Origin of the sequence: Scandinavium sp. M-37 (genome assembly GCF_043558715.1) — a bacterium.
Classification (GTDB): Bacteria; Pseudomonadota; Gammaproteobacteria; order Enterobacterales; family Enterobacteriaceae; genus Scandinavium; species Scandinavium vulneris_A.
The window spans coordinates 20,677-33,762 of the sequence record NZ_JBIGIN010000046.1 but is presented as its reverse complement, the minus strand read 5'-3'; the positions used below and the strand labels follow the sequence as shown (position 1 = coordinate 33,762).

8 protein-coding genes are annotated in these 13,086 nt (G+C 59.2%); 1 reads left to right on the top strand and 7 read right to left on the bottom strand.

What is annotated here, in order from left to right; all coding sequences use genetic code 11:
- Nucleotides 1-194, top strand: a 194-nt coding sequence (locus ACG0Z5_RS21915) for a hypothetical protein (protein WP_394451159.1), incomplete at its 5' end; no start/stop codon positions are given.
- Nucleotides 195-326: 132 nt separating this feature from the next.
- On the opposite strand, the gene yegQ is transcribed toward ACG0Z5_RS21915, so the two are convergent.
- From yegQ to ACG0Z5_RS21880, 7 genes are all read right to left on the bottom strand, one after another.
- Nucleotides 327-1,688, bottom strand: a complete 1,362-nt coding sequence (yegQ, locus tag ACG0Z5_RS21910) for a tRNA 5-hydroxyuridine modification protein YegQ (RefSeq protein ID WP_394451157.1) — start codon at nucleotides 1,686-1,688, stop codon at nucleotides 327-329.
- 153 nt (nucleotides 1,689-1,841) lie between these two features.
- Nucleotides 1,842-2,564, bottom strand: a complete 723-nt coding sequence (baeR, locus tag ACG0Z5_RS21905) for a two-component system response regulator BaeR (RefSeq protein ID WP_394451155.1) — start codon at nucleotides 2,562-2,564, stop codon at nucleotides 1,842-1,844.
- Nucleotides 2,561-3,988, bottom strand: a complete 1,428-nt coding sequence (gene baeS / locus ACG0Z5_RS21900; protein ID WP_394451153.1) for a two-component system sensor histidine kinase BaeS — start codon at nucleotides 3,986-3,988, stop codon at nucleotides 2,561-2,563. The genes baeR and baeS overlap by 4 nt, the downstream gene beginning before the upstream one ends.
- Entirely contained in the window at nucleotides 3,985-5,400 is a 1,416-nt protein-coding gene (locus ACG0Z5_RS21895; RefSeq protein ID WP_394451151.1) for an MFS transporter, read from the bottom strand. Before ACG0Z5_RS21895 ends, baeS begins: the two co-directional genes overlap by 4 nt.
- A 2-nt stretch (nucleotides 5,401-5,402) precedes the next feature.
- Nucleotides 5,403-8,480: a multidrug efflux RND transporter permease subunit MdtC gene (gene mdtC / locus ACG0Z5_RS21890; RefSeq protein ID WP_394451149.1), complete on the bottom strand. Its 3,078-nt coding sequence runs from the start codon at nucleotides 8,478-8,480 to the stop codon at nucleotides 5,403-5,405.
- Nucleotides 8,481-11,603 (bottom strand): MdtB/MuxB family multidrug efflux RND transporter permease subunit, encoded by a 3,123-nt coding sequence (locus ACG0Z5_RS21885; protein ID WP_394451147.1) that lies wholly within the window; start codon nucleotides 11,601-11,603, stop codon nucleotides 8,481-8,483. It lies immediately after the preceding gene.
- The gene (locus ACG0Z5_RS21880) at nucleotides 11,603-12,847 is read right to left on the bottom strand and encodes an MdtA/MuxA family multidrug efflux RND transporter periplasmic adaptor subunit (RefSeq protein WP_394451145.1); all 1,245 of its coding nucleotides are present in this window, start codon (nucleotides 12,845-12,847) and stop codon (nucleotides 11,603-11,605) included. Before ACG0Z5_RS21880 ends, ACG0Z5_RS21885 begins: the two co-directional genes overlap by 1 nt.
- Nucleotides 12,848-13,086 lie beyond the last annotated feature (239 nt).

Below are 13,086 nucleotides of genomic sequence, written 5' to 3'. Positions count from 1 at the left end.
ATATAACGGCGGATTATCCCCCAACGAATCGGAAAATCGATACTGGAAAAACTCTAAAGTGGTGGCCAGTTTTTGTTGACCACTACACACACCCTACAACACACCACAAGCACAGGAGTAAAACTCTGTCGCATTACGATGCCCACACGCTGAACAAAAAAATAAGCCCGCGTAAGGGAGATTACGCAGGCTAAGGAGGTGGTTCCTGGTACAGCTAGCATTTATGGGTTATGTTTTTCAGCGCCTCGGATAATACCCGCATTAAGCGAAGCGGTATGTGATCCGATTCTAAGAATCTTCCGACCGGAAAAAATAACCTTTCTGAACTACTTCAGCATCGGATGACGGGTGTTCTGTCCGTCGAAATTACGCATCAGCAGGGCATAATCCAGCTCAATCTCTTCCGGCACCGGGATCCATACGGTGTGACCGTCACCCGGCGCGACATCGGTCGGCTGGCCTTTGCTGTTTTCCATGTGCTCAAGGGTGAAATTGACGTTGCCCTGCGGGGTCATCAGCTCCAGATTGTCACCTTTGAGGAACTTGTTTTTGACCGCGACGGCCGCGAGATTGCCTTTGCGCTCGCCGGTGAAATCCCCAACAAATTGCTGGCGCTCGGAGACCGAGAAACCGTATTCGTAGTTCTGATAGCTGTCATGGGTGTGACGGCGCAGGAAGCCTTCGGTATAGCCGCGATGGGCCAGGCCTTCGAGGGTTTCCAGCAGTGTGGTATCGAACGGTTTACCGGCGGCGGCATCATCGATTGCTTTGCGGTACACCTGTGCGGTGCGGGCGCAGTAGTAATAGGATTTGGTGCGGCCTTCGATTTTCAGCGAATGTACGCCCATCTGCGTCAGACGTTCCACGTGTGCGACGGCACGCAGGTCTTTGGAGTTCATGATGTAGGTGCCGTGCTCGTCTTCGAACGCGGTCATGTATTCGCCCGGACGCTGCGCTTCTTCCAGCATAAATACGCTGTCGGTCGGCTGGCCTTCGCCGAGCGTCGGCTCCACGTTTTTCACCGGGATCGGCTCGTGTTTATGCACGATGTTGCCGATCTCGTCCTCTTTGCCTTCCTGAACGTTATATTCCCAGCGGCAGGCGTTGGTGCAGGTGCCCTGGTTCGGGTCACGCTTGTTGATATAGCCCGACAGCAGGCAGCGGCCGGAGTAGGCCATGCACAGCGCACCGTGAACGAAAATCTCAAGTTCCATTTCCGGAACCTGGGTGCGGATCTCTTCGATTTCTTCCAGCGACAGTTCGCGGGAGAGGATCACGCGGGTCAGGCCCATCTGCTGCCAGAACTTCACCGTTGCCCAGTTCACGGCGTTGGCCTGTACCGACAGGTGAATGTCCATCTTCGGGAAGTGCTCACGCACCAGCATAATCAGGCCCGGGTCAGACATGATCAGCGCATCCGGCCCCATATCCACCACCGGCTGCAAATCGCGAATGAAGGTTTTCAGCTTGGCGTTGTGCGGCGCAATGTTCACGACCACGTAGAATTTTTTGCCGAGCGCATGGGCTTCGTTGATGCCGAGCTGCAAATTCTCGTGGTTGAATTCGTTATTGCGCACGCGCAGAGAGTAACGCGGCTGGCCGGCATAGACAGCATCGGCACCATAGGCGAAAGCGTAACGCATATTTTTCAGCGTTCCCGCCGGGGAAAGGAGTTCCGGTTTAAACATGATTTTCTCGTTCTGATGACAGGTCAGACTCGCTTCGTGGGAAGCGATCGGGGAGGTTCCCCTACATTAAGGGCGGGAATTGTAGCGCTGTGGGGCAGTCAGGTAAAGGGCGGGGGTGGTTGCCCGGCAGGCAAAGCGCTACCGGGCGGCCAGTCAGGCGAGGCGGCAGGCGTCTGCTTCCCAACGGTAGCCCACGCCATACACCGCGCGAATGAATGACTGCTCCTCGTCCTGCGCTTCCAGTTTACGACGCAGGTTTTTGATGTGGCTGTCGATGGTGCGGTCGGTGACGACGCGGTAATCATCGTACAGGTGGTTGAGCAACTGTTCGCGAGAGAACACTTTGCCCGGCTCCTGCGACAGCGTTTTCAGCAGACGAAATTCGGCGGGCGTTAAGTCCAGCAGCTTATTGCGCCAGGAGGCCTGGAAGCGGCTTTCATCGACGATCAGCGGGCTTTGTGAATCCAGCGCCTGCAGTTCACGCTGCGGACGACAGCGGCGCAGAATGGTTTTGACCCGCGCCACCACTTCCCGCGGGCTGTACGGTTTGCAGATATAGTCGTCGGCGCCGATTTCCAGCCCCAGCAGGCGGTCGATCTCTTCAATTTTGGCCGTGACCATCACAATCGGCACTTCGGAGAAGCGGCGGATTTCGCGGCACAGCGTCAGGCCGTCGGTGCCCGGCAGCATCAAATCCAGCAGGATCAGGTCCGGCGGGGTCTGGTGTACATAGCTCAACACCTTGTCGCCATGATTAATCAGCGTCGGGGCGTAGTTGGCCGCCAGCAGGTAATCAATCAGCAGCTGCCCCAGTTTGGGCTCGTCCTCGACAATCAGGATGCGCGGGGTTTTATCATCAATCGGTAATTCGGTCATACGGTTCCCGTTAAATCGCGGTCCAGAGGTAGCTCTACTTTAATGCTTACCCCACCAAAAGGCGAATGCCCGGCGCTCAGCGTGCCGCCGTGCGCGGCCACGATGTTGACGCAAATCGCCAGGCCTAATCCTGAGCCGCCGCTGGCGCGGTTGCGCGAGCCTTCGGCGCGGTAGAAACGCTCACACAGCATTTTCAGCTGTTCGTCGCTTACGCCGGGGCCGCTGTCGGCAAAGGTCAGGGTCAACTGATGGGCGGTTTTTTCTGCGGAGATGTGCAGCTGACCGCCGCTGTCGGTGTAGCGGAGGCTGTTTTCCAGCAGGTTGTTGAACAACTGCATCAGCCGGTCTCTGTCGCCAAACACGGTGGCGCTTTCCGGTAGCTTCAGGCTGATATGCAACCCGCGGCTGGCAAAGCGTTCGCGGAAGGCACCTGCCGCCATTTCCAGCAGCGAAACGATATCCAGCGACGCCTTCTGATAAGCCAGCGCGCCTTCGTCAGACATTGACAGCTGATGGAGATCGTCCACCAGTTTGGTCAGGGTGCCGACCTCCGCCTGCAACGATGCCACCGATTCCGGGGTGAATTTGCGCACCCCGTCCTGAATGGCTTCCAGCTCACCGCGCAGCACCGCCAGCGGGGTTCGCAGCTCGTGGGAAATATCGGCCATAAAGTCGCGGCGCATTTGCTGATTACGCTCCAGCGTGCTCGCCAGCTGGTTGAAATCCTGCCCCAGACGGCCTAACTCATCGGTGCCAGTGGCGGTCACGCGGGTGGAGAAATCGCCCGCCGCCAGCCGGTGTGTGCCTTCCACCAGCCGTTTAACCGGGGCCAACAGGCCGCGCGCCAGTGGGAAGGTTGCCAGGGCTGCCAGTAACGTCGACAGGGCGACAATCAGCCAACTGGTGCGCCGCTGTTGGCGGTCAAAATTGATATCGGTATTGCGGGTCAGACGCTCGACAGGGGAGGCGATGACCGCCCCGACCTCCACGCCGTTAACCACAATCCCGCGGCGGGTGCCGTCCGGCGGAACCGGCGAACGTGGGCCGACCATCACTTTGGCATTCTGATCGACCACCCAGAACTGCGTGCGCCAACCGTGCGGGGGCATCTCTGACGGCCCGCGTCGGCCATCGGGGCCGTGCTTGTCGTCCGGCCCATCGTGTTCTAACGAACGCAGGATCTGAAAGACAAACCGATCGTTGCCGCGCAGGAAACGCCAGTTATTGTCATGGGTGGCGTACTGCTCCGCCAGCGCGTCGCTGAGCAACTGCAGGCGCTGCTCGTTGCCGCGTTTAATGTAGTCGATAAAGCCATGCTCAAAGCTCAGGCGCACCGCCCAGTGCATGCTGATCAGCAGCACGATACAGGTGGCGAGAATGGCAAGAAACAGCTTCGCGGTAATACCGGGGCGCCAGACTTTCACGGCTTGCTCCTTTTTCGTCGTGCGATAATCATGTTTTGGTTGGTATCGTCAGGCACGCGGGCAAAAATCAGCGCCGGAAGCGCGATGATAACTGCCATGCTGAGGTAGGTGTACATAAAGACCTGATGGGAAACTGCGCTGTCGACGCTGATGTGATGCTGGCCGTACATCCCCAGCAGCAGGCCCGCCACCGTGACGCCGATACTCATCGACAGCTGCATCACCATCGATAGCATACTGTTCCCGCTGCTGGCGAGATCGTCCGGCAGGTCTTTCAGGGTCAGGGTGTTCATCGACGAGAAGCGGCTGGAGTTGATCATCCCCTGCGCGAACAGCACCAGCGGCAGCAGCCAGTACCAGCCCATCAATGCCACGACCATAAACAACAGGCTAATCACCGCCAGCCCAAGGGTGGCGCAGGTAAGCACCTTGCGATAGCCAAAGCGATTTACCACCTGCACCACAATGCGTTTCATGCCCATGCTGCCAAGCACCATTGGGATCATCATCAGCCCGGCGTGGAACGGCGAAAAGCCGAGGCCGATCTGCAAAAATACCGGGGTCATAAACGGCAACATGCCGCTGCCGATACGCCCGGCAAAACTGCCCGACAGGCCGAGTGAAAAGGTGCGGTTTTTAAACAAGTTGAGGCTGAACAGCGCGTTGTCGTTCTGGCGGGCGTGCCAGAGATAAAACAGCAGCGCCAGCACGCCGACGGTGACCAGCCCCGCCAGCATCAGCGACGAAATGCCTAAGCCGCGTTGCCCGTCCAGCGCCAGGGTCAGCGTCGCCATCCCCAACGCCAGCAGAATGAAGCCGGAGGCGTCAAAGCGTCGGGTTTGCAGGGTGTAATTCGGCATCAGCCACAGGGTGGCAATCGCCCCGACAATCCCGACCGGAATGTTAATCAGGAAAATCCAGTGCCAGGAGGCGTACTCCACCAGAACACCGCCCAGCGCCGGGCCAACCAGGGGGCCGACCTGGCCGGGAATGGTGACGAAGGTCATCGCCGCCATGTACAGATTGCGCGGCACGATTTTCATCACCGTCAGCCTGCCGACCGGCACCATCATTGCCCCGCCGACGCCCTGCAACACGCGGGCCATCACCAGTTCATTGAGGGTGTTGGCTGAGGCGCAAAACACCGACCCGGCGGTGAACAGCACTATGGCGGTGAAGAAGATATTGCGCACGCCCACGCGATCCGCCAGCCAGCCGCTGGCAGGCAGCATCACTGCCACCGTCAGCACATAGGAAACCACCACCATGTGCATGTGCAGAGGGCTGACCCCGAGGCTTTTCGCCATCGAGGGCAGGGCGGTGTTGACGATGGTGGTATCCAGCGCCTGCATAAAGAAGCCGAACGCCACAATCCACAGTTGCCAGCGCACGCTGGCGGGCAGTTCTTCCATAGTTACTCTGTTACGGGTTTACAAGATTTACGGGCAAAACGCAGCCGCAGACGGTCGAAGAACAGATACACCACCGGGGTGGTGTACAGCGTTAAGAGCTGGCTGACCACCAGCCCGCCGACAATGGTTATCCCCAACGGCTGGCGCAGTTCCGAGCCGTCACCGCCGGACAGCACCAGCGGCAGCGCGCCAAACAGCGCCGCCAGGGTGGTCATCATAATCGGGCGGAAACGCAGCAGGCAGGCCTGGAAGATGGCCTCTTCCGGCGTAATGTTGCCGTTGCGCTGCGCCTCAAGGGCAAAGTCGACCATCATGATCGCGTTCTTCTTCACGATACCAATCAACAGCATGATACCGATTAAGGCGATCAGGCTGAACGGCGCGCCGAACAGCTCCAGCGCCAGCAACGCGCCGACCCCGGCGGAAGGCAGCGTCGACAGAATGGTCAGCGGGTGAACGTAGCTCTCATACAGGATGCCGAGCACGATATAGACCGTGGCGATCGCCGCCAGGATCAGGATCACCTGCGAGTTCATGGTCTGCTGGAACACCTGCGCCGTTCCTGCAAAGCTGCCGCGAATGGTTTGCGGCACCCCGAGCTGGGTCATGGTGCGGTCGATAACCTCGCTGGCTTCCGACAGCGATTTTCCGGTCGGCAGATTAAAGGAAATCGTAGAGGCCGCCGACAGTCCCTGATGGTTGACCGACAGCGGCGCATTGGCAGGCTGCCATTTGGCGAAGTAGGAGAGCGGAATCGCTTTTCCCTCGCTGTTAATCACGAACATCTGATCGAGGGCGCTGATGTCCTGGGTGTACACCGGGTCGACCTGCATGACCACTTTGTACTGGTTCAACGGCTGATAAATGGTGGAAATCTGCCGCTGGCCGAAGGCGTTATTCAGCAGGCCGTTGGCGTCCTGCACGCTGATTCCGAGCCGAGACATGGTTTCGCGATCGTAGACCAAATCCATCTCTGCACCGCTGTCCTGCTGATCGGAGTTCACGTCCGCCAGTTCGGGCAGTTTCGCCAGCGCGGTGGTAATTTTCGGCGTCCACTCCCGCAGATCGGCGAGGTTATCCGACAGCAGCGTGTACTGGTAACCGGCGTTAGCCTGACGACCCCCGACGCGGATATCCTGCACCGCCATCAAAAAGAGGTTAGCGCCCGGTTCTTTAGCGAGCTTTTTACGCAGGCGGTCGATCACCTGCTGCGCCGTTTCATGCCGCTCGTCGCGCGGTTTGAGGGTGATAAACATCATCCCGCTGTTAACCCGCGAGCCGCCGGTAAAGCCGGTGACGTTATCCACGGCTTGATCTTCACGAATGATTTTCATGAAGTCCTGTAGCTTGCCACGCATCGCCTGGAACGAGATGCTCTGATCGGCCTGAATATTGCCCATCACCACCCCGGTGTCTTGCTCGGGGAAGAAGGTTTTAGGGATAGAGATATACAGCCAGACGTTGAGGGCGATGGTGGCCAGCAGCACCACGCCGACTAAGCGCGCATGATTCAGCACCCATTTCAGCGACTTGCCATAGCCGCGCTGCATCCCAACCAACAGTCGGCCAAAGCCACGCTCGCGGGTCGGCTGATGGCGAGGTGAGGATTTCAGCATCCAGCCGCACATCATCGGGGTGAGGGTCAGCGACACCGCCAGCGAAATGCCGATTGCCACCGACAGCGTGACTGCAAATTCGCGCAGCAGTCGTCCCGGCAGGCCGCCCATCAGCAGCAATGGCAGGAATACTGCCACCAGCGACAGGCTCATCGACAGCACGGTGAAGCCCACTTCACGGCTCCCCTGTAACGCGGCCTGGAGCGGTTTCATCCCCGCTTCCAGATGTCGGGAAATGTTTTCCAGCACCACGATGGCGTCATCCACCACGAACCCGGTGGCAATGGTCAGCGCCATCAGCGACAGGTTGTTGAGGCTGAATCCGCACAGATACATGGCGGCAAAGGTGCCAATCAGTGACACCGGCACGGCGACGGCCGGAATAATCGTCGCCCGGCCCGAGCGCAGGAACAGGAATACCACCAGGATGACCAGCCCCACGGAAATCACCAGCGTCTGCTCCACTTCTTCAAGCGAGGCGCGAATGGTTGGCGAGCGGTCCTGGGCGATTTGCATATCAATAGCCGCCGGGATGGTCTCTTTCAGCTCCGGCAACTGGGCGCGAATGGCATCCACGGTCTGGATGATGTTGGCTTCCGGCAGCTTGCGGATCATCAGCAAAATGGCCGGTTTGGCGTTGGTCATCCCGGCGTTGCGCACGTCCTGCACCGAGTCTGACACGTTCGCCACGTCACTCAGGCGCACCGCCGAACCGTTGCTGTAATGCACGATCACCGGTTTGTAAGCCTCCGCCGTTTTCAGCTCATCGTTGGTGGCGAGCTGCCAGCGTTTGCCCTGGGCATCAATAGCCCCCTGCGGCTTGCGCACGTTGGCGTTATCGATAGCGGAGCGTACCGCATCCAGCGACACGCCCTGATTAAACAGCGCCTGCGGGTTGAGATCCACCCGCACTGCGGGCAGGGAGCTGCCGCCAATATCCACATCGCCGACGCCGTCAATCTGCGCAATGCTCTGCGCCAGCTGGGTCGAGGCGAGATCGTATAATTTCCCCTGTGACCAGGTGTCCGACGTCAGCGTCAGGATCATGATTGGCGCATCCGACGGGTTCGCTTTGCGATAGGTCGGGCGGCTCGGCATCCCGGTCGGGAGCAGACTTTGGGCGGCATTGATCGCCGCCTGTACGTCGCGCGCCGCGCCGTTGATATCACGGTCAAAATCAAACTGCAAAATGATGCGCGTGCTGCCCAGCGAACTCATCGAGGTCATTTCGTTGACCCCGGCGATGCGTCCGAGCGAGCGCTCAAGCGGGGTCGCCACCGATGATGCCATCGTTTCCGGGGCGGCGCCCGGCAGAGAGGCGCTGATCATAATCACCGGATAATCAACCTGCGGCAGCGGGGCCACCGGCAGCAGCCGGAAGCCAAGCACGCCGCACAGCGTGATGGCGAGCGAAATCAATATCGTTGCCACTGGGCGGGAGATAAACAGGGCGTAAAACTTCACTTACGCCTCCTCTTCACGCGCAGGCAGTCGGCGTTTGAGGTACAGCGACAGGCGGTCAAACAGCAGGTAAATCACCGGGGTGGTGAACAGGGTCAACACCTGGCTGACCAGCAGCCCACCGACCATACCGATCCCCAGCGGACGGCGCAGCTCCGCACCTACACCGGTACTGAGCATCAACGGCAGCGCACCGAGCAGGGCGGCGAGGGTCGTCATCAGGATCGGCCGGAAACGCAGCAGACAGGCCTGGTAAATGGCTTCGCGCGGCGGCATCCCCTGTTCGCGTTCGGCGGCCAGGGCAAAGTCGATCATCATGATCGCGTTCTTCTTCACGATGCCGATCAGCAGAATTATCCCGATGATGGCGATCACGTCCAGCTCGCTGCCCGACACCCACAGCGCCAGCAGCGCGCCGACACCCGCGGTGGGCAGCGTTGAGAGAATGGTGATGGGGTGAATAAAACTCTCGTACAAAATGCCGAGCACGATGTACATCGCCACCACTGCGGCGACGACCAGCCAGACGGTGCTCCCGAGTGCGGCCTGGAACGCCAGCGAACTGCCCTGGAATTGGGTGCGAATATCGACCGGCAGATTCAGGGTTTTCTCCGCATCGGTAATGGCCTGCACCGCATCGCCCAGCGACGAATCCTGCGCCACGTTAAAGGAGATGGTGGTCACCGGGAACTGGTCGAGATGGTTTATCGACAACGGCGCGAAACGCTCTTCCACTTTGGCGATGGTATTCAGGGGCACAATCCCGCCGCTGCTGCTGGTGAGGCGGATGTTATCCAGCGCCGACAGCCCCGGCGTGTCGCTGATGTCGTGCTCCAGCACCACGCGATACTGGTTCGCCTGGGTGTAAATGGTGGAAATCAGACGCTGGCCGAAGGCGTTATACAGCGCGTTATCAACGTCTGCCATGCTGATGCCTAAACGGCTGGCGCTGTCGCGGTCGACGTTCACATACGCCGCCAGACCTTTGTCCTGCCAGTCGCTGCTGACGTCTTCGAGCTGCGGCAGGGTATGCAGTTTAGCCAGCAGTGGCGGCACCCATTCGCTGAGCGCATCCAGCGAGTTGGCCTGTAGGCTGAACTGATACTGGGTGCGGCTGACGGTGGTGTCGATGGTTAAATCCTGCGTCGGCTGCAAATAGAGTTCTATGCCCGGCACCGTGGCAATAGAGTGTTGCAGGCGGCGGATCACCTTCTGCACCCGGTCATCACGGTCGGCCAGCGGTTTGAGGTTAATTTGCAGACGGGCACTGTTCAGCGACGGGTTGGTGCCATCCACGCCGACGAACGCGGTCAGACTCTCGACCGCCGGGTCTTTCATAATGAGGTCAGAGACCTGCGCCTGACGCTGGGCCATGCTGGCAAACGACGCGGACTGCGGGGCCTGCAACGTGCCCTGAATAATGCCGTTATCCTGAATCGGGAAGAAGCCCTTCGGGATAAACACCCACAGCAAAATCGACAGCGCCAGCGTGCTGAGTGCCACCCCGAGGGTTAACCACGGATGGTTGAGCACTTTGGTCAGCATCCGGCCATAGGCGGCAATCACCCGGTCAAAAAAGCGTTCGCTGGCGCGGGAAAAACGGTTCTGCTTGCGCAGCGATTCGTGGCTCAGCATCCGGGCGCACATCATCGGCGTCAGCGTCAGCGACACCACCGCTGAAATAAGGATCGCCACCGCCAGCGTTACCGCAAATTCGCGGAACAGGCGTCCGACGATATCGCCCATGAACAGCAGCGGGATCAGCACCGCAATCAGCGAGAAGGTCAGGGAGATAATGGTAAAACCGATTTCGCCTGCGCCCTTCAGCGCCGCCGCCATCGGCTTTTCGCCTTTTTCGATATAGCGCGAGATATTCTCGATAACCACGATCGCATCATCGACCACGAACCCGGTGGCGATGGTGAGCGCCATCAGCGTCAGGTTGTTGATTGAGAAATCGAGAAACACCATTACCGCGAAGGTGCCGACCAGTGATAGCGGCACCGCCACGGCAGGAATAATGGTGGCCGGGACGTTACGCAGGAACAGGTAGATGATCATCACCACCAGCGCGATAGCCAGCATCAGCTCGAACTGGGTGTCGTTCACCGAGGCGCGAATGTTATTGGTACGATCAGACAGGACTTTTACCTGCACCGATTTCGGCAGGCTGCTGGTGAGCTGCGGCAGCATCTGGCGAATGCTGTCGGCGGTGGCAATAATATTGGCCCCGGGCTGACGCTGGACGTTCATCACAATCGCCTGCTGCTTATTGGCCCACGCGCCAAGCCAGGCATTTTCCGCACCTTGCTCAATGGTCGCTACATCGCCGAGACGCACCGGCGCCCCGTTCTGATAGGCGATGATGAGCTTGCGATACTCTTCGGCGGACTCCATCTGGTCGTTGGCGGAGAGCGTCACCGCGCGGGTCGGGCCATCAAGGCTGCCTTTCGCCGAGTTGACGTTAGCGTTGGTAATGGCGGTGCGCACCGTTTCGCTGGTCAGCCCCAGGGCAGCAATCGCCTGGGCGTTAAGCTTCACGCGCACGGCCGGACGTTGACCGCCCGCCAGCGTCACCAGGCCAACCCCGGACACCTGGGAAATTTTCTGCGCCACTCGCGTTTCGACCATATCTTCGACCTGGGTCATCGGCAGGGCAGAGGAGGTGACGGACAGGGTCATGATCGGCGGATCGGCCGGGTTCACCTTGCTGTAGACCGGCGGGTTCGGCAGATCGCTCGGCAGCAGGTTGGTGGCGGCGTTGATCGCGGCCTGCACTTCCTGCTCGGCGACGTCCAGCGACAGCTCAAGCTGGAACTGCAGCGTAACCACCGACGCGCCGCCCGCGCTCTGAGAAGACATTTGTTTCAGGCCGGACATCTGCCCGAACTGGCGCTCAAGCGGCGCGGTAATGGCGGAAGTGACCACATCCGGGCTGGCACCGGGGTACAGCGTGACCACCTGAATGGTCGGATAATCGACTTCAGGCAGCGCGGAGACCGGGAGAAAACGGTAGCCGATAATCCCCGCCAGCAGGATAGCCACCATCATCAGGGTGGTGGCGACCGGGCGCAGAATAAACTGGCGGGAAGGCCCGCCCGTGTTGCCAGGAGGTAAAACGTGCATCAGGAACGGGCTCCTGTTTTGCTGTTTTGCTCAGCCGGTGATTTCCCAGTACTGCTGGCACTGTGCGCCTCGACCACTTCGACTTTGGCCCCTTCGGTCAGGCGATCAATGCCGTCGGTGACCACTTTGTCGCCAGCGGAAAGACCGGAGCTGATAACCACTTTCTGGCTGTCCTGAATGCCCGGCACCACAAGGTGTTTGCTAACTTTATTTTCATCGTTCAGCACCCATACGAAGTTACCTTCGTTACCCATTTGCAGCGCAGCGGTCGGGATAACGACGGCGTTCTGCTCGGTATCGACCAACAGACGCGCGTTGACGAACTGGTTCGGGAACAGGGCGTCGTCCATATTGTTAAAACGCGCTTTCAGCTTAATGGTGCCAGTGGTGGTATCAATCTGGTTGTCCAGACTCAACAGCGACCCGGTACTCAGCTTCTGCTTATTGGTGCGATCCCATGCTTCGACCGTCAGACTTTGACCTGCCTTCTGTGCCTTAACCACGGTGGCAATGTCGTTTTCCGGCAGGGCGAAAATCAGGTCAATCGGATGGGTTTGGGTCAGCACCACGATCCCAGTGGTGTCGCTGGTGGAGATCTGGTTGCCGATATCTACCTGCTTGAGGCCCACGCGCCCGTCGATAGGGGCAGTGATGCGCGTCCAGTCCAGCTGTAATTGGGCGCTGGCAACCGCGGCTTCATCGGCCTTAACGGTGCCTGAGCTTTCTGTGACCAACGACTGTTGGGTGTCGAGTTCCTGGCGGGAGACGAGGTTGGTTTTCACCAACTGCTGATAACGAGCTAAGTCGCGACGGGCGTTGGCCAGGGTGGCGTTATCTTTGGCGAGCTGGCCCTGGGCCTGAGCAAGGGCGACTTTGAACTGGCTCGGATCAATTTCGGCCAGTAAATCACCGGCTTTCACCTGCTGACCTTCCTGGAAGTGCAGCGCCAGCAGCTGACCGTTCACCCGGCTGCGGACCGTGACGGTATTCGCTGCGGTGACAGTCCCGAGACCGGTCAGATAGCGCGGCACAGCTTCGCTGGTGGCGGTCGCCGCCTGAACAGGGGCTAACGCGGCGCCCATCCGCCCGCCACGGCGACCGCCAGCGGCTTTCTGGCCCTGTGAGGTAGTGGAAGATGCACCTGCATCAGATGCACCACTGTTGTGCCAGTAGTATCCGGCGACAACTGCAATCACCACCACACCCAGCGCGACTAACCAACGCGATTTATTGCTGCCTTTCATCGTTATCCGTATCTCGTCCTGAAACCTTTCAAGGAATGATACTAGTTTAGTTACACAAGCCTCCGGAATAATGGAGGAAATATGAAAGACTGTCTGGAAACGTCTGAATGAGTGGGGTTTTACGAGGCTGCTCGCAGGGTTGACGCAAAGTTATGCAGGGAAAGTGGTGAGCAGGATACAGTCACCGGCGGCCACATTTGAGTTTAATTGCGGCTGATAAGGACGTTAGCATGGGGCTA